This is a genomic window from Nonomuraea jiangxiensis (assembly GCF_900099965.1).
In the GTDB taxonomy this organism is placed as follows: domain Bacteria; phylum Actinomycetota; class Actinomycetes; order Streptosporangiales; family Streptosporangiaceae; genus Nonomuraea; species Nonomuraea jiangxiensis.
Genome location: NZ_FNDJ01000001.1, coordinates 295815 through 313628, shown reverse-complemented (window position 1 = coordinate 313628; position 17814 = coordinate 295815). Strand labels below are relative to the sequence as shown.

Sequence of the window (17814 nt, the reverse complement as noted above, 5' to 3'; positions counted from 1 at the left end):
TCCGGGGTCAGAGCAGCGGTAGCCGGCGCACGCCGGTCATGTTCGGCGTCGGGAGGAAGACCACGGGGTCCTGCGGATCGGTGCGCAGCGCGGGGAACCGGTCGAGCAGGATGTCCAGCGCGACCCGCCCCTCCAGCCGCGCCAGCGGGGCGCCCAGGCAGAAGTGGATGCCGCGGCCGAAGGCGAGGTGCGGGTTGGGGTCGCGACCGGGGTCGAAGGCGTCGGGGTCGCGGAACTGCCGGGGATCCCGGTTGGCCGCCCCGAGCCAGACCATGACCACCTGGTCGGCCGGGATCGTCACGCCGCCGAGCTCGGTCTCGCGGGTGGTGGCGCGGCCGAGGACGGCGAACGGGGTGAACAGCCGCAGGGACTCCTCGATGACGGCCGGGATCGAGGCCCGGTCGGCGCGTACCTTGTCCTGCTGCTCGGGGTAGGCGTCCAGGCAGAGCACCGTGTTGCCGAGCAGCATCGTGGTGGTGACGTGTCCGGCGAGCAGCAGCACGATCGCGAAGTTGACCACCTGCTCGTCGGGCAGGCGTTCGCCGTCCACCTCGGCCTCGACCAGCCTGGTGAGCAGGTCGGCGCGCGGCTGCCGGCGGCGCTCGGCGGCGTGGGCGGCGAGATAGTCCGTCATCTCGTGCCACGGCTTCATCGCGGCCCGCACCTGCTCGCTCTGATCCGCGTCGGGATTGAGCGAGGTCTTGCTGTCGCGCTGGAACAGCGCGTCGGCCCACTTCTTGAACAGGGCGCGATCGCTGCTGGGCACCCCCAGCAGCTCGGCGATGACGATGACCGGCAGCGGATAGGCCAGGTCGGCCACGAGCTCGAACCTGTCGCCGCGCTCCTTCGCCGCGTCGATCAGCTCGTGGGTGACGGTGGCGATCCGCGGCTCCAGATCGGCGACGACCTTGCGGGTGAAGGCGCTGCTGACCAGCTTGCGCAGCTTGCCGTGCTCCGGCGGGTCGATCTGGGTGATGAAGCCCTCCAGCGAGAAGTCCTCCATGTCCCGCCGCATCGCCTCGGGGACCAGGCGCATTGTGTCGGAGGAGAACGTCGCCGGGTCGCTGAGGATCTCGTGCGTCTCCGGGTATCCGTAGACGCCCCACATGCCGGCCGCGGCGTCGTGCTCGACCGGCTGCCCCTTACGGGAGCCGTGCAACCAGAAGAAGTGTTCGGGGATGTGGTACCGCTCGACGATGTCCGTCATCGTCTCTCCCTAGGTCGTAGGTGTGGTCGCGGAAGTCAGAACGTGAACCGGAAAATCCTGGCCATGTTCCGCATCAGGGGTATGGCGTACATGAGCCGGTAGAGGGCGCGGTAGCGCCGGACCGGGATCCTGCGGTAGTGCTCGCCGAAGGACACTTCCTCGGCGCAGGTGAGGCGGAGGTTCCAGCGTTCGACCTCCGCGCCGTCGTGCGGGCCCCACCGAGCGACCTTGACCATCCGGACGATCCAGGGGGCCATCGCGTCGAAGATCAACTCGCCGGTGCGGAAATGCTCGGTCAGCCGCCGCAGCAGGCCGCGCACCTCGGGCTCGCTCAGGTAGGGCAGCAGCCCCTCGGCGACGACCAGGACCGGGCGGTCGCCGGGAACGGCGTCCAGCCAGCCGTCGTCCGTCACCGAGGCACCGATCATCCGGTAGTTGCCCTGCTCCTGATAGAGCTGCCGCCGCAGCTCGATGACCTGGGGAACGTCCACGTCGAACCAGTGCAGCCGGTGCTCCGGGTCGAGCCGGAGCATCCGGCTGTCCATGCCGCAGCCCAGGTGCAGCACGACGGCGTCCGGATGCCGGGCCAGGAAGGCGGCGCTCCAGTCGTCGAACTGCCGGCCCCGCAGCCCCACCAGGAACTGGTTGCCGCTCGGCCGGAGCCGCCGCCCGAGCTTGTCGAAGTCGTAGTCGATCCGCTCCATGACCTCGGCGGCGTAGCGGTCGCCGAGAATCGGCGCCGGCAGGCGGCTCTCCCACGCGCGCAGGTAGAGCGTGCCCAGGAGCGTCCAGGTCACCCCCTCGTCGGGGATGCTTCTGAAGTCGACCTTCTGCGTGTTCATCCGGCCTGCCCCTCCTCGGCCTCCGCTTTTTCGCGGTATTCCTCCCAGCGGTGGAGCATCAGCTCCGCGTCGTGCTCGGTGAAGGCGAAGAACTCCCGGGACTCCCGCAGCCGCGCCCGCGCCTCGGGCCGGTCGTCACCGACGATCTCCAGCCCGAAGTCCAGCGCCTCCAGCCCCGCCCGCAGGTGGGCGAACTGGACGCGCATGATCTGCGCCCATCCGCCGTGCACGGTCCGGTAGTGGTGCTCGCGGCCCGGCGTGGGGACCCGTTCGAGCATCCCGGCCGTCTCCATCTGCCTGGCCACGGTGCTGATCGCGGTCTTGCTCACGCTCAGCGTCGCGGCCAGGTCGGTGAGCGACTGGTGCGGCGGGTCACAGATCATGAGCCAGGCGTAGAGCCTGCCCATCGTCCGCGTCCCGCCGAACCGCTCCATGACCAGCCCCATCCGGTCAACGAACTCCGCCTCCCGTGGTTCCATCTTCGGCAACTCCGCCCACATCGTCAAGTACGTACTTTACGAACTATACGCGTGGATACGGAACCGCGACAGAGGGCAGATCATCACCCGGCCAGTCGCAGCACCCCCCAGTGGCTGGTGTCCAGGTAGGCGCGGCCCGTGCCGTCGTGCCACGTCACCGCACCGGTACGAGCCCCGCCCGTCGCGTCGTTGACCTGCACGTCGAACCCCGCCAGCACCCCCGGCGCCAGCCTGACGGTGGGCACCGCGACGGCCGCCTCGACCACGTACCCGCCGGGCACCACCCTGGCCACGGCCTCGAGGTTGTCCCTGACCCCGGCGGCGTCGAAGGTCCCGCCGACCGTGAGCCGCCCGGAGAAGCTGACCCGGTACTGCCCGTCGTCGTCCTCGTACCCCTTGGTCTTGCCGTTGCCCGGGTCCACGAAGATCTCGACGGAGTCCTGCTCCCACGGGTTCGGCGACTCCTCGCTCAGGGTGGGATCGCTGACCTGGGCCAGGACGTACAGGGTGGAGCCGTGCCAGAGTGTGCGGACCTTGGCGGTCGCGCCGGACGTGCCCTGGATCCAGGTGCCGGTGCGGATCTCCGGCGCGGCCGACCACGCCCGGTCCACGATCCCGTCCAGCACCGGGGCACGGCGCGGGGCGGAGGTGAGCTTCACCGCCGGCACGGGGGTCACCTTGCCCGCCCAGGAGATCTCGGTGCCCCGGTCGCGGACCGTAACGGTCACGTTCGTGCCCTTCTTGACCAGCGCCTCGACCCTGTATCCGGCCGGGGTGCGGCTGCTCTTGCCGCCGGTGTAGGAGGTGCCGTCCACGGTGAACGTCACCCGGTCGCTCTTGTCGGCGGTCGGGTCGGTGACCTCGGCGAGCAGGTACAGGCCCTTGCCGGACGAGCGGGCCTGGAAGCCCGCGGACACGTCGCCGACCCGGGCGATCGGCGCGTCGGGCAGCAGGTCCCACTCCAGGTCCCGCCTGCCGTCCACCTTGGGCGTGCCGGCCGGCGCCTCCAGCCTGCGCACGAGAGGCGCCAGCCGGGACGGGTCCACGATCCCCCAGTAGGCGGGCTTGGCCTGCAGCTCGTCGTCGAACGGCAGCGGCGCGTTGAGCCGCGGGATCGGCCAGGTGCGCAGCCAGCTCACGTCGTCGGAGGCGCCCCACACCGTGACCGAGCTGAGGTGCGCGGCCTGCCGCCGGAAGACGTCGAACAGCTCCTTGTACCGGTGGCCCTGCTGGAGCAGCAGCTCGGGCGAGATCGTGTCGTAGGAGGAGACGAAGTCGGTGTAGACGCTCACGTCCAGCTCGGTGACCTGCTGGTCCACGCCCAGGGTGGCGAAGCGCTCGATGGTGGCCTCGACGCCGGCGGCGGACGGGTGCTCGATGTTGAGGTGGAGCTGGTGGCCGACGCCGTCGATCGGCACGCCTTCCGCCTTCAGCCGCTTGACCAGGGCGTAGAGGGCTTCGCGCTTGCGCGGGAACTCGGTGTTGTAGTCGTTGATGAACAGCTTGGCGTCCGGGTCGGCCTCGCGGGCGACGCGGAAGGCCGTACGGATGAAGTCCAGGCCGGCGATCTCGTACCACGGGGAGCGGCGCAGCCCGTCGGGCTGGTTCTCGTCCACCACCTCGTTGACCACGTCCCAGGCCGCGATCTTGCCCTTGTAGCGGGTGACGAGCGTGCGAACGTGCGTCTCCAGCCGCTTGAGCAGGGTCTCCTTGTCCGCGCCGGCGAAGACCCAGTCGGGGGTCTGGCTGTGCCAGGCGAGCGTGTGGCCGCGCACGGCCAGCCCGTGCCCGGCGGCGAAGTCCACCAGGTGGTCGCCGTCGGCGAAGGTGAACACTCCCTCGCTGGGCTGGGTGGCGTCCCACTTGAGCGCGTTGCCGGGGGTGAGGCTCCCGAAGTGCTTGACGAGCAGCTCGCCGTGCACGCCGAGCGTCTCGGCCCGGCTGGAGGCCGTGCCCATGGTGAACGGCACCGCGTCCTTGAGCGCGGGAATGTCGGTCTGGATGGGCTTGGCCGGGAGGTGGCGCAGCTCGAAGTCGTCCAGGTCGAAGGGGAACGTGCCGCTGTCGGACTCGACGTACACGCTGAGGAACTCGACGTCGTACGCGAGCGTGTACGTCCCCGAGAGGCGCACCCACTCCCCGGCCGGCACGTCCCGCGGCGCGACGACGCGCTCGTAGCTCGGGGTGCCGCCGGTCCTGCGCTCGATCGACAGGCCCAGCCGGCCCGCGTCGGCGCCGGGGCCGAGGCGCACCCACGCCGACAGGCTGTACTTGTCGCCCTTGCCCATCCGGCCGAACACGTTGAGCGCGGGGCCGTCCCAGGAGGCCGACCTGCCTGTCACGGCGAGGCCGCCACTGCCCGTGCGGGCGGCGGCCGGGCTCGGTTGCAGCAGGGCGGCGGCCCGGGGCGCCCAGTCCTGCGCGGTGCCGTCCTCGAAGCCGGTCACGACCGGCTCGCGGGTGGGGTCGCCGAGCGGGCTGATGACGATGTCGTCCAGGAAGAACTCGGTGGTGGCGTCGGAGCTCTCCGCGTAGAGCTGCAGGTCGGAGGATTCGGCGGTGAACAGGTAGGAGCCCGACAGCCGCACCCACTCGCCGTCGGTCACGGTGGCCGCGGCGACCCGCTCGTACGTGGTGGCGCCGCCGGTCGGGGTCCGCTGCACGGTCAGCGCGATCGTGCCGGCCGACTGGCCGCTCACCAGGCGGGCGTAGGCGGTGACCTGGTAACCGATGCCGCGCGCGAAGGGCGCGGGGATCGACGCGCCGTGCCAGGTGGCGGTGCGGCCGGTGGTGAGCAGGCCGCCTGCGCCGGTACGGGCCGCCGCCGCGCTCACCGTCACGGAGACGCCGTCGCCGCGCGGCCCCCAGCCCTGGGCGGTGCCGCTCTCGAAGTCGTACGTGAGGTCCGCCGCGTGGACGGGAAGCGCCGGGACGACGCATAACAGGGCGGTCACCAGCAAGGCTCGAAGGATGCGCACGGCTGCTCCTACGCGTGGATGAAAGTTTCAAGAATCCGCCGATAATTATCAGGCGGACTGTAGATGTGGCACGTCGCCGCGGTCAAGACACGCCGGGCGCTGATATAGCACTGCAATCGCTTGTTGCAGAAAGCGTGCAGTTTCACTGCACTCCATTGACGAAGTGCAGCCCATTGGGTGAACGTTCTTGCAACCGATTGCCGCACCCTGCGAGGTTGCGCATGCGACTTCCGTTACTCCCCCCGTTGATCGCCCTCACCCTGATCATGTCGGCGGCACCCGCGACGGCCGCCGGTGGACCGATGGGGACCCGCTCCACCATCGTGGTCGCGCCGGACGGCTCGGGCCACTACAGCACCGTCCAGGACGCCGTGAACGCCGTCCCCGCCGGCAACCGGCGCCCGGTCACGATCCTGGTCCGCAAGGGCACCTACAAGCAGCAGGTGGTCATCCCCGCCGACAAACCCCACATCTCGCTGGTCGGCGACACCGGGGACCCGCGTGACGTGGTGCTCACGTTCGACGCCGCGGCGGCCACTCCCAGGCCGGACGGCTCGGGACCGTACGGCACCTCCGGCAGCGCCTCGTACGTGATCAGCGCCCCCGACTTCACCGCCCGCAACCTCACCTTCCAGAACTCCTACGACGAGGCGGCGAACGGCGCCAGCCAGGCCGTGGCGGTGCGCACGACGGGCGACCGGCAGGTGTACGACAACGTCAGGTTCCTCGGCAACCAGGACACCCTCTACGCCAACACCGACTCCGCCACCACCGTCGCCCGGCAGTACTTCCACGACTGCTACGTGGAGGGGGACGTCGACTTCATCTTCGGCCGCGCCACCGCCGTCTTCGACGACTGCGTGATCAAGGCGCTGACCCGCGGCAGCCCGGACAACAACGGCTACGTCACCGCGGCCAGCACCGAAGTGGCCAACCCGTACGGCTTCCTGATCCACCGCAGCCTGCTCACCAGCGACGCCCCCGCCCGCACGTACCATCTGGGCCGTCCCTGGCCCGCCGGCGGCTCGACCACGGCGCGCGGCCAGGTGCTCATCCGCGAGTCCTGGCTGGGGCAGCAGTTCAAGGACGCCCCCTGGACCGACATGTCGGGCCTGAACTGGCGGGAGGCCCGCCTGTCCGAATACCGCAACCACGGCCCCGGCGCCGGCGTCAACGCCGACCGGCCGCAGCTGGACCCCGGCACGGCCGCCGCCTTCACCCCGCAGCGGTATCTGGCGGGCTCCGACGGCTGGAACCCGGTCCGCCGGCACCACCCGGCCCCGGACGAGCCCGCCCCGAGCAGGCTCGGCCGCGAGGTCCTGCCCCGCGACGACGGCTGGGCCGCGGCCACCACCGGCACGACCGGCGGCTCGGCCGCCCGCCCGGAGAACGTCCACGTCGTCTCCACCAAGGCCCAGCTCGTCGCGGCGCTCGGGAACCCGGCCGACAACACCCCCAGGATCATCTACGTCAAGGGCGCCATCGACGCCGACACGGACGCCTCCGGAGCCACGCTGACCTGCGACGACTACGCCGTGGACGGTTACAGCCTGCCCGCCTACCTGGCCGCGTACGACCCCGCCGTCTGGGGCCGGACCAGCGTCCCTTCAGGCCCGCTGGAGGACGCCAGGCGGGCCTCCTACGCGAGGATGGCCCAGCACGTCACCGTCACGATCGGCTCCAACGTCACCCTGATCGGCCTGGGGAGGAACGCGGCGCTGAAGAGCTTCGGCCTGCGCGTCACCAACGCCGACAACGTCATCGTGCGCAACCTCACCATCACCGACACCTCCGACTGCTTCCCGCAGTGGGACCCGACCGACGGCGCGGACGGCAACTGGAACGCCTCCTTCGACAACATCGAGATCTCCGGCTCCACCCACGTCTGGCTGGACCACAACACCCTCAACGACGGCGACAACCCGGACTCCGGCCAGCCGCGCTATTTCGGCCGCCCGTTCCAGGTGCACGACGGCCTCCTGGACGTGGTCCGCGCCTCGAACTACGTGACGCTCTCCTGGAACCACCTCAGCGACCACGACAAGGTCAGCCTCATCGGCAACACCGACACGGAGAGCAGGTACGGCGAGGGCGACAAGCTCAAGGTGACCCTGCACCACAACTATTTCCAGGGCCTCGGCCAGCGCACTCCCCGGGTGCGCTTCGGCCAGGTGCACCTCTACAACAACTACTACACGGGCGGTGACGCCTACTCCTACAGCATCGGGGTGGGCTTCGGCTCGCGCGTGTACGCGGAGAGCAACGCCTTCGAGGGCATCCCGGCGGCCAAGGTGATCTCCGTGCTCAACGGCGCCGCGATCACCGCCAGGGACAACCTGGTGGACCGCCGGCCCGCCGATCTGGTGGCCGCGTACAACGCCGCCAACGGCGCGGCCCTCGGCTCCGACGCCGGCTGGACGCCGGCCCTGCACACCAAGATCCACCCGCCTCAGGCCCTGCGCGCCCTCGTTCCAGCGGGCGCGGGCGCCGGTCGTCTCCGCTGAGCTCCGGCCGGAACCGGAGGTCCACCCGCCGCCGGGCCGGGTCCGTCCGGCGGCGGGTGATCGTAGGAGTAACGCGGCCCCCCTGCCCTCCAGGCCCCGGCCTAGTCTCAGAACATGGACAGGGAAAACCCCCTCGGCGAGCGTGTACGCGCCTGCCGAGCGTCATCCCGGCGCGAGCAGGTCAACCCGAACCTGCTGCGCCTGATGGAAAGCTGGTCGCACACGCCCGCCATGGTCCTGGATCGGTGCACGACCGTGCTGGCGGGCAGCCCGCTCGGCATGGCCCTGTTCGACGGCCTCACCGGCGGCGGCGACGTGGTCCGGCCGGTGTTCCTGGACCCGCGGGCACAGGACTTCTACCTGGACTGGGACCTGGTGGCCGGCAGCCTCCTGACCGGGCTGCGGGAGGCCGCCGGGGCCGACGGCGACGACGCCCAATTGATCGAGGTGGTCGGCGAGTTGTCGCTGAAGAGCGACCGCTTCCGCAAGATGTGGGCCCGCAACGACCTCAGCAGGGAGTTCGGCGAGCCCAGGCGTTTCCGCCACCGGCTGGTGGGCGAGCTCACGCTGCGCTGCCAGATCCTGACCTTGGACAGCGCTCCCGGCCAGCAGCTGATCGTCTTCCAGGCCGAGCCGGACAGCCCCTCCGAGCTGGCCCTGTGCCTGCTGGAACGCCTCACCGCCGGCGACCCCGGCCGGCCCGCCGCCCACCCCGAGCCGCCGCCGGACCGTTAGCCAGGATCAGCACCAGTGACGCCACCGGCGGCACGCGGGCTCATGCCTCGTTGGGCAGGCCCTCGTTCTCCGGTTCGAGCGCGTAGGCGATGCCGACGTCGATGTCGCTGTCGTAGCCCGTGCGGAACGCCACCTGGTAGGCGTTGTCGCCGAGCAGGTCGCGAGCCTGCTCCTCGCACGCGTCCCGGGCCGCCACCCAGGCGGGCACGTTGGCCTGGGCCCGGCCGTGGGTGCTCCAGATGCGCTGGGCCAGGCCGAGCAGCCGCGCGGCCCGGTAGGCCCGGCCGGCCCCGCCCGCCGCCAGGGCCAGCAGGTCCACGGTCAGGCCGATGCCGAAGCTGTCATGCAGCCGCCGCTTGGTGCGCAGCGCCTCCTGCCCGTAGGAGACGGCGGCGGACAGCCGGCCACGGCTCAGCTCGGCCTGCCCGCGCAGCAGGTCGCCGTGCGAGCGCATCGACTGCTCGCCGCACCGGTCGCACATCGTACGCAGGTCGTCCAGCACCTCGATGGCCTCCTCGGCCTGGCCGTCCACGGTGAGGGCGGCGGCCCGGCACAGCAGTGCCAGCAGGTTGGCCAGGGTGAACTTCTCGTGGTCCATTCGGGTGGCGAAGGCCCGCTCCGACTCGGCCACCGCCTGGAGCAGGTCGCCGCGGATCACCCCGGCCGTCGACCGCAGGGCCCTGGCGCACATGGCGGCGTACGGATCGCCGGGCGGGGCGGCCGCGACGCACTCGGCGGCCCTGGCCTCCGCGCCGTCCGCGTCGCCCTGGGTCGCGGCCAGCAGGCCGTCCGCCCACAGGGCCTGGACGCGGGCCCGGCCGGACCCCGAGCCCAGGAACAGGGCCTGGGCCAGGTAGTGGCGGCCCTCCTTGGCGTAGCCGCAGCCGTACCAGAAGAACGCGAGCGTGCCCGTCAGCTCCAGCGCCGCCGTGCCGTCATTCCCGCTCAGCGAGACCTCCAGCGCGGTGCGCAGGTTGTCGTGCTCGCCGACCATCCGGTCGTACCAGGCGATCTGGCCCGGCCCCAGCCAGCCCGCCGCGCCCCGGGTGGCGAGCGACCGGTAGTGCTCGCGGTGCCGCTGCTTGAACCGCTCCTCCTCGCCCAGACTGCGCAGCCACCCCGCGCCGTATTCGCGCAGCGTGTCCAGCATCCGGTAGCGCTCCCCCGCCCCGGTCGGCAGCCAGGTCAGGATGGACTCGTCGGCCAGGGCGTCCAGCAGCAGGCCGATGTCGGCCTCCGGCAGCAGTTCGTCGGTGCACACCTCGCGCACGGCCTCGGTGTCGAAGTCGCCGGCGAACACCGACACCCGCGCCCAGAGCAGGCGTTCGGCGGGCTCGCACAGCTCGTGGCTCCATCCGACGGCGGTGCGCAGCGCCCGGTGCCAGGGCGGGGCCGCCTCGTGCTCCGCGTCGGCGTTGTCCAGCGTCTCGAACCGGTCGTCCAGCCGGTCGGCGAGGTGCTCGACCGGCATCTCGCGCAGCCGCGCGGCGGCCAGCTCGATCGCCAGCGGGATGCCCTCCAGCCGCCGGCACAGCCGTACCACGGCCTCCTGGTCGTGCTCGGTCAGCTCGAAGCCGGGGATCGCCTCGGCGGCCCGCTCGGCCAGCAGGACCACCGCGTCCTGCGCGCCGGGCTCCGTGGCGCCCGCCGGGGGCACGGACAGCGGCTCGACCACGTACACCAGCTCGCCGGCCGCCTCCAGCGGGCGGCGGCTGGTGGCCAGCACGCGCATCCCCGGCACAGCCTCCAGCAGTGTCTCGACGGTGCGGGCGCAGGCCGCGACCAGGTGCTCGCAGGTGTCGAGCACGAGCAGGATCTCGCGGCCGAACAGGTGCTCGGCCAGCACCTCGGTCATCGGGCGGGTGGTCTGGTCGGTGAGCCTGAGCGCCTCGGCGATGGCGTGCGGCAGCAGCGTCCCGTCGTCCAGCGGCGACAGCTCGACCAGCCAGGTCCCGCCCTCGAACTCCGGCCGCAGGTCGGCGGCGGCCCGCAGCGCCAGGCGGGACTTGCCGACCCCGCCCACGCCGGTGAGGGTCACCAGCCGCGAGCGCCGGCAGGCCCGGCGCACCTGGTCGAGCTCCGCACGGCGGCCGATCAGGGTCGTCAGCTCCGGAGGGAGGTTGCCCGCCTGCCACTTCGCCACCATCGTGATCGCCACCTATCGGAACGCGGTCGTGAATGCAGCTTGCCTGATTCCACCGCACTCCGTCACTACAAGCGCGAAGTCACGCTCGCGGGCTCCCGCCGGGTGGGGCGCGCCCGGGTGGGCACGCCCCTCGGTGACGTCAGGATCCGTAGGCCTTCACCTCCACGAGGCCGACGGGGTGGCCGTCGACGCCAGGTTGGAGGTCGGTGGCTGGACGACGCCGCCCCGGTTGAACACCTTGACCTCGGTGAGCCCGGTCCTGGCCCCGGAGGCGGCCGTGGCCAGCACCCGCACCCGCTGCGCGCTGACGGCGGGGAACTGCACCAGGTTGTAGTTGGCCCGCGGCGCCGCCGGCGTCTTGGCCTGGCCGGGCACGTTCACCCAGGTCGAGCCGTTGTAGTACTGGATGTTGTACGAGGCCGGCGCCCGGTAGGTGGAGCTGGCCGGGCGGCTGTCCTTGAAGTACAGCCGGACCTCGTTGAGGGTGCGGGCCGAGCCGAAGTTCAGCTCGTACCAGTCCTGGCCGGCGGTGGTGCCGCCACCCCAGAACGGCTCGTTGATCGGAAACCCGTCCACCGCGCCCGCGGTGGAGCTGCCCGAGGCCGTGGTGGAGGCGGTGGCGGTGGCGCCGGTGGCCAGGTTGGTGAGGTTGGCGGTCAGGTCGACGCCCGCCTTGGCCAGCATGTCGACCATGCGGGCGCTGGAGTGGGTGACCTGGGTGGGCGCCTGCAGGCCGGGCATGGCCGTGCTGAAGGCGACGGTGCCGGTGGTGGTGACCGCGCCGGTGGCCGGGTTCCAGGTGAACGGCACGAGCGAGTTCACCGTGGCGGCCCGGTTGCCGTTGACGTAGATGGAGTAGCCCTGCGGCACGCCGGGATAGCGCACGACGCCGTCGGCCGGATCGTCCCAGACGATGGTCAGGTCGGCGTTGCGGTAGCGCAGGTTGTTGACGGCGAAGTGGGTCCAGCCGATGTTGATCGGCGAGAGCTGCACGCCGGCGTCGTTGCGCGGCCGCAGCCCGGCGACGTCCTCGATCACGGTCCAGTTGCTGCTGCCCAGGATGTTGTGGTGGATCCAGGAGCGGTACTGGATGGAGGAGCCGTTCCAGTCGGCCCAGAACTCGTTGGCGTCCGGCCACTGGGTGTTGCCGCCCACGTACTGGGCCCAGGCGTTCCAGTAGAGCAGCTTCTTGTAGTCGGTCGCGGTCATCCACTCGTTGGGGTAGTCACGCAGGACCTTCGAGTAGAGCCGGAACTGCACGGTGGAGTTGATGGTGGAGAAGTTGTTGGAGCCGGGGTTGCCGGCCGCCGCCGCCGCGGCCTTGTCCACCTGGTTGGCGGTGTAGTAGGGGAAGATCGGATACTGCGCCGGGTCGTCGTAGAGCCGCAGGGCCTGCCGGTACGTGGCCGTGTTGGGGATCGCGCCGACCGAGAACGGGTAGTAGTTGTTGATCTCCTTCCACGGCACCCACTCGTTGGTGGACTTCAGCCGGTGCTCGAACAACTGCCTGCCGGGGTTCCAGAGCACGTTGACGATGGCGTTCTGGATCTGGGTGGCGAGCGTGCGCATCTCGTTGGCCTTGGCGGTGTTGCCGATCGCCTCGTACGCCTGCGCCGCAGCCAGCGCGCCGCTGTACTGGTAGGCGGACTCGGCGCGGTCCATCCGGCCGGACTTCCAGTGGAAGGAGACGGCGTCGGCGTCGTTGCCGGTCAGGGCGCCCCAGTCGTACTCGATGAGCCGGTTGTTGTCGGTGTCGTAGTAGGACAGCTGCCCCTTGACGTCCTGCTCGGCGTAGCGGGCGAGGTTGGCGGCGATGGCCGGCTGGCCGCCGTGGATCTGGTAGCTCTTCCAGGCGGCCTCGCCGATGTACTGGGTGTAGCTGTTGGACCAGTTCGCCGGGTCGCCGGGGTTGTCCAGGAAGCGGCCGTTCTTGGAGACCTGGCCGACGCTCAGCCAGTCGCCGTAGGAGTAGATCGGGTTACGCAGGTATTTGAGGTCGTCGATGTGCATGGGCTGCGTGAGCGCGATCGCGTTGTTGTAGCCCAGCACGCCCTCGGTGGAGATGGGGAACTGGAAGGTCTGGCCGGGGATGTCGGCGTCGAGGTGGTTGAAGCGCATCAGCCACCAGCGGTAGTAGATGTTCTTCTTGATGGCGGGCTCGGGCACGTCGATGTAGGGCACGTTCTCGGCCCACCACCGGTTGTAGGCGCGTACGTGGGTGGCGAACGCGGTGGCGGCCGAGTAGCCGGCGTAGGCGTCGTACTCGGTGCGCGAGGCCGGGATCTCGTTGGTGACGAAGCCCATGACCACCTTGACGGTGACGGTCGCGCCGGCCGCGATGGTGACGGAGCGGTTGAGGCCGCCACTGGAGACGGTGAACCCGTCACCGGTGAGCCTGGGGTAGAGCGTGGTCAGGTTGTTGAAGGCGTTCACCTGGCCGGTCAGCTCGCTGCCGCTGCCCGAGGTGGCGTACGGCGAGGTGGCGCGCAGTTGCAGGGTCGTCGAGGCGGAGCCGCCGTTGGTGATGGCCAGGTTGGCCACGGCGACGTTGTTCTCGGTGATGAACTTCGTCTGGTTGACGATGATCGAGCCGCTGGTGTGCCGGCTGCGCCAGTGGCTGGGCGCCTGCCAGCGGGAGCTCACCTGTTCGGTGAACGTGCCGGGGGTGATGGCGACGCTGAAGGCGTTGGCGTTGCTGATGCTCTCCCAGTACGCCACCTGCCCGCCGAACCCGAGCGTGCCCGGCGTGTGCGTCTTCATGAACAGCGCCCGGCCGCGCGTCATGAGCCAGGTGCCCGCCGGGTCGTTGCCGGGCCGGGCGAGCAGCCGGTCCATCCAGAAGTCGGTGCCGGAGCTCTCGGCGTCGTAGATGGCCTGCATCGTGTTGCCGGTCGTGAACGAGGCGGGCGGGGCCGGGACGGCCGGGCCGCCGAAGGTCGGGAAGCCGATGGTCTGGTCGGCGTGGGCCGGCACGCCGGCCACGAGTAAACCTGCGACGAGCAGCAGGGCGAACAGGGCTCGTCTCACGAGAAGGCCCTCCATTCGAGTACGCCGGTGGAGAATCCGGACTTTGAGGTGATGTTCAGCCGCAGCCGGGTCGTGCTGACGGAGGTGAACGTGGTGGTGTTGAAGGTGTTGGCCGCCACGCCGCAGGCCGACTGGCCCGGCACGTTGACGTAGGCGCTGCCGTTCCAGTACTGCAGCTGGCACGAGGCCGGCAGGTCGAGGCCCTGGTCGTCGTCGAACCAGTAGACCTGCGACCTGGAGAGGCTCCTGGCCGTGGGCCAGCGATACTCGATCCACTGGGCGCCCTGGCGGTTCCAGTTGCCGTAGGCGCCGTGGCTGTGGTCGGCGGAGTTCGCCGGGGTGTAGCCGTCGTTGAGCGCGGCGAGGGTCTCCCACGGGGAGACGTAGGAGGTGGAGGCGGTCGCGTCGGCCGCGTGGTTGCCCGGGGTGGTGGGGCCGCCGGTCTGCACGACCTTCTGCATGGTGCCGTCGGCGTTGAAGTAGAGCCGGTCGATGGTCACCGAGCGGCGGAAGTTGCCCCCGCCGGGGGCCGCGGCGTTGTGGTATACCATGTACCACTGGCCCTTGAACTCGATGATCGCCGGGTGGTTGGTGGTCGAGCTGACCTGGTCGAGCACGACCCCGCGATGGGTCCACGGGCCGAGCGGGTTGCTCGCGGTGGCATAGCGGACACAGGCGTAGCCGGGGGCCGAGCAGCCCGAGTCGTTGGCCGCGTAGGCGAGGTAGTAGACGCCGTTGCGCTTGAACATCCAGGGGGCCTCCCAGAAGTTCGACACGCCGGTCGGGGTGATGACCGAGCCGCTGGTCGAGGTCATGTCGGCGTTGAGGCGGACGGCGCGCAGGCCGTAGTAGGAGCCCCAGTACATGTAGACCTGGCCGTCGTCGTCGGTGAACACCGTGGGGTCGATGTTCAGCGGCGAGGAGCCCGGGGTGCTGTCGCTGATGAGCGGGGTGCCCCGGGCGTCGGTGAACGGGCCGAGCGGGCTGTTGCCGACGGCCACGCCGATGTTCATCCAGCCGGGGCCGTTGCCGTTGACGGAGGTGTACCAGTAGTAGCGGCCGTCGGCGCCGCGCTCGACCTCGCTCGCCCAGGCGTCGGCGCCGGCCCAGGAGAAGTTCGAGATCGCCAGCCTGGCGCCCTGGTCGGTGAAGGTGGTGGCGTCGGAGGAGGTGAAGACGTGCCAGTCGCGCATGACGAAGTTGCCGCCGCCCGTCGGGGCCTCGTCGTGGCCGGTGTAGAGGTAGAGGGTGTCGCCGACCACCAGCGCGGCCGGGTCGGCCGTGTAGAGCGCGGTGGTGATCGGCGCGCCCGCTAGCGCGGGCTGTCCGAGGAGGAGCACGAGTGCTCCGGCGAGGGCCGCCGCCCATCGTCGTTTCATGAGTTCGCCCCTTAGAACCTAGCGATTGCTCGTGTTAGCGCTAACACGCATGGACCAGGACTGAAGCGGTGCACCTGAAAGGTTTTCGGGAACGTAGACCGGCCGAGCCGGGGCTGTCAATCCGCCACTGCAATGACCGTCAGCACCTTTTAACTGGTGCGGAGCCATCCCTCCGGCGCTGATCAGCTCGCGAGCACCGTGGTAACAGTTCCGTATCACCGAAAAGGCTTTCGAAGCTTTCCGTCACCGGCATGATCGGCAGGGTGACGTGCCCCGGCGGCTGCTAGACCCTGCGGACGACGTGCAGCAGGTACTCCTTGCGGTTGAGCGGGTTGTGGTCGGTGCGCGGGCGTTCCGGGATCGGGCCGCGTATGGGCTGGTAGCCGTCGAAGTCGCACTCCAGCACGCCCTCGCCACGGGTCAGCTCGGGCAGCCGCCGCTCCAGCCGGTGCACGCTCGCCGCCGGGATCTCCCCCTCGACCAGGCCCGGCGTCCGCGTCCGCGGGACGGCGCCGAGCCGGGCCAGCACCGGCAGCACGGGGCCGAGCGTGTCGGCGGGCAGCTCCAGCCGGAACCGGTGCATCGGCTCGTACACTCTTGTCCCGGCCTGCCGCAGCGCGCTCATGAGCACCAGCGGCGTGAGGTTGCGGAAGTCGCCGGCGGTGCTGGACATGCTCTTGTCGAAGACGCCGCCCGAGTGGCTCTGCCGGGCCCAGTAACCGGAGTGCGTCAAGGTCACCACGCAGTCGACGACCTGCCAGCCGTGCAGGCCCTCGCGCAGCGTGTCGCCCACCGTCTCCTCGATCGTCCGCATGAACGAGTACGGCAGCGACCCCAGCTCCACCTCCAGCCGGAACTCCACCCCGCTGCCCGCCGGACCGGGCTCGGCGCGCAGGCCGACGGTGGCGAGGAACGGGTTGGGCTCCTTGCCGATCAGCTCGAACGCCTCACCGCGGCCGACCGGGCGCTCGACACAGATCGTGGTGGTCTCGCGGAAGGTGACGTCGAGGCCGAAGTCGTTCAGGAGCGTGGCCTGGATGACCTCCTTCTGCACCTCGCCGTAGAGCGAGACGGAGACCTCCTGGCGCAGGTCGTCCTGGCGCAGGGCGATCAGCGGGTCCTGCTCGGCGAGCTGGGCGAGGGCCAGGTGCAGCGCGCCCTTGTCGGAGGAGCGGCCGGGGACGACGACGGTCTCCAGCGTCGGCGGCGCGAAGTGCCGCCGCGCCTCACCCGGTGCCCGGGTCTCCGGCGAGGACGGGGTGGTGATCGGGTCGCCGATCCGGACGTCGGCCAGGCCCCACAGGCGGGCGATCCGGCCCGCCTCCACCGACGGCCGGCGGGTGGCGGCGCCCCGGTCGAAGACGCTGATCGCGGTGACCTTGCCCGCCCGCCCGTCCCTTCCGAAGCACAGCCGGTCGCGGGTGCGTACCGTGCCGGCGAACATCCGGACGTAGGCCACCTTCTCCCCCGCCTCGCCGCGCTCGACCTTGAACACCGTGCCGGAGACCGGTCCCTCCGGGTCGCCCTGGGCGGCGGGCAGCAGTTCCTCGATCCCGGCGACCAGCGCGTCCACGCCCGCCCCCGTGATCGCCGAGCCGAAGAACACCGGGTGCGCCAGCGCCTGCCCGGTCTGGGCCACGAGCTCGGCGCGCAGCCGGCCGTACGGGACCGAGCCCTCGTCCGCCACGAACGCCTCCAGCAGCGCGTCCCGCTGCCCGGCCAGCACGTCGACCAGGTGCGTGGCGAAGGCCGGGTCGCCGCCGTCGTACGGCGTGAAGGACGCCGCTTCCGTGCCCAGGCCGCTGGTGGTGCCCATGGCGACCACGGCCGGGCACAGCCTGCCGGAGATCTCCCGCAGCACGGCGTCGTACCGGGCGCCCCGGCGGTCGATCTTGTTCACGAAGATCAGCGTGGGGATGCCGAGGCGGCGCAGGGTGCGCATGAGCACCCGCGTCTGCGCCTGCACACCCTCCACGGCGGAGACCACCAGCACGGCGCCGTCGAGCACGTTGAGCACCCGCTCCACCTCGGCGATGAAGTCGGGGTGACCGGGCGTGTCGATCAGGTTGACCGTGGTGCCGCCGACCACGAACGAGACGACCGCGGACTTGATCGTGATGCCGCGCCGGCGTTCGAGGTCAAGGGTGTCGGTCTGGGTGTTGCCGTCGTCGACGCTGCCGACCTCGTCGATGACCCCGGCGGCGTGCAGCAGCCGCTCGGTCAGGCTCGTCTTACCGGCGTCTACATGCGCCAGGATCCCCAGGTTGAGCGTACGCACCAAACGTCATGTCCTTCATAGAGCTGAATGTTCCTTTCCGCGGGGACATGAACGTAGGCCGCATTCCGGGCTCCTCTTCTCCTGGCCGATCGGCTCCGGCCAGCACAGCAGAGCCCGCCCAGCGCGGGCAACCGATTTTCCGCGGACTCTTATGTGGGGGTTTCGGCAGTCCGCTGACTTTGCGGGGCTTATGGGGGTACTCGGCAGATCGCCCCCTAAGGTGGTGTGCGTTTCATCGA

The 17814-nt window shown here is 70.7% G+C and carries 10 protein-coding genes; 2 read left to right on the top strand and 8 right to left on the bottom strand.

Annotated features, from left to right (window positions below; translation table 11 throughout):
* Nucleotides 1-7 precede the first annotated feature (7 nt).
* The 4 genes from BLS95_RS01310 to BLS95_RS01295 are packed head-to-tail and all read right to left on the bottom strand — an operon-like array spanning nt 8 to nt 5506.
* A complete protein-coding gene (locus BLS95_RS01310; RefSeq protein ID WP_090928198.1) occupies nt 8-1207 on the bottom strand; it encodes a cytochrome P450 in 1200 nt (399 codons plus the stop codon).
* Between the two features lie 35 nt (nt 1208-1242).
* Nucleotides 1243-2049 (bottom strand): class I SAM-dependent methyltransferase, encoded by an 807-nt coding sequence (locus BLS95_RS01305; RefSeq protein ID WP_090928196.1) that lies wholly within the window; start codon nt 2047-2049, stop codon nt 1243-1245.
* Nucleotides 2046-2555 (bottom strand): GbsR/MarR family transcriptional regulator, encoded by a 510-nt coding sequence (locus BLS95_RS01300; RefSeq protein ID WP_218135531.1) that lies wholly within the window; start codon nt 2553-2555, stop codon nt 2046-2048. Before BLS95_RS01300 ends, BLS95_RS01305 begins: the two co-directional genes overlap by 4 nt.
* Nucleotides 2556-2611: 56 nt before the next feature.
* Nucleotides 2612-5506 (bottom strand): endo-1,4-beta-xylanase, encoded by a 2895-nt coding sequence (locus tag BLS95_RS01295; protein ID WP_090928194.1) that lies wholly within the window; start codon nt 5504-5506, stop codon nt 2612-2614.
* Between the two features lie 221 nt (nt 5507-5727).
* Here BLS95_RS01295 and BLS95_RS57500 point away from each other — a divergent pair, with 221 nt between their 5' ends.
* Together BLS95_RS57500 and BLS95_RS55335 are read left to right on the top strand one after the other, a co-directional pair.
* Entirely contained in the window at nt 5728-8010 is a 2283-nt protein-coding gene (locus BLS95_RS57500) for a pectinesterase family protein (RefSeq protein WP_176992970.1), read from the top strand.
* A gap of 114 nt (nt 8011-8124) precedes the next feature.
* A complete protein-coding gene (locus BLS95_RS55335) occupies nt 8125-8745 on the top strand; it encodes an MmyB family transcriptional regulator (RefSeq protein ID WP_090928192.1) in 621 nt (206 codons plus the stop codon).
* A 40-nt stretch (nt 8746-8785) separates the two neighbouring features.
* On the opposite strand, the gene BLS95_RS01280 is transcribed toward BLS95_RS55335, so the two are convergent.
* From BLS95_RS01280 to BLS95_RS01265, 4 genes are all read right to left on the bottom strand, one after another.
* Nucleotides 8786-10903 (bottom strand): ATP-binding protein, encoded by a 2118-nt coding sequence (locus BLS95_RS01280; protein ID WP_090928190.1) that lies wholly within the window; start codon nt 10901-10903, stop codon nt 8786-8788.
* Between the two features lie 144 nt (nt 10904-11047).
* Complete coding sequence (locus BLS95_RS01275) at nt 11048-13918, bottom strand: discoidin domain-containing protein (RefSeq protein ID WP_090928188.1); 2871 nt, start codon at nt 13916-13918, stop codon at nt 11048-11050.
* Complete coding sequence (locus tag BLS95_RS01270) at nt 13915-15297, bottom strand: glycoside hydrolase family 43 protein (RefSeq protein WP_090928185.1); 1383 nt, start codon at nt 15295-15297, stop codon at nt 13915-13917. Before BLS95_RS01270 ends, BLS95_RS01275 begins: the two co-directional genes overlap by 4 nt.
* 283 nt (nt 15298-15580) lie before the next feature.
* Nucleotides 15581-17575 carry an elongation factor G gene (locus BLS95_RS01265; RefSeq protein WP_090929080.1) on the bottom strand — a complete coding sequence of 665 codons (1995 nt, stop codon included), beginning with the start codon at nt 17573-17575 and terminating at the stop codon, nt 15581-15583.
* Between the last annotated feature and the right edge of the window lie 239 nt (nt 17576-17814).

Bases quoted from the DNA above. Each gene is read 5' to 3' on its own strand.
- BLS95_RS01270 (WP_090928185.1), bottom strand. From the start codon at position 15,297: ATGAAACGACGATGGGCGGCGGCCCTCGCCGGAGCACTCGTGCTCCTC.
- BLS95_RS55335 (WP_090928192.1), top strand. From the start codon at position 8,125: ATGGACAGGGAAAACCCCCTCGGCGAGCGTGTACGCGCCTGCCGAGCG.
- BLS95_RS57500 (WP_176992970.1), top strand. From the start codon at position 5,728: ATGCGACTTCCGTTACTCCCCCCGTTGATCGCCCTCACCCTGATCATG.
- BLS95_RS01310 (WP_090928198.1), bottom strand. From the start codon at position 1,207: ATGACGGACATCGTCGAGCGGTACCACATCCCCGAACACTTCTTCTGG.
- BLS95_RS01305 (WP_090928196.1), bottom strand. From the start codon at position 2,049: ATGAACACGCAGAAGGTCGACTTCAGAAGCATCCCCGACGAGGGGGTG.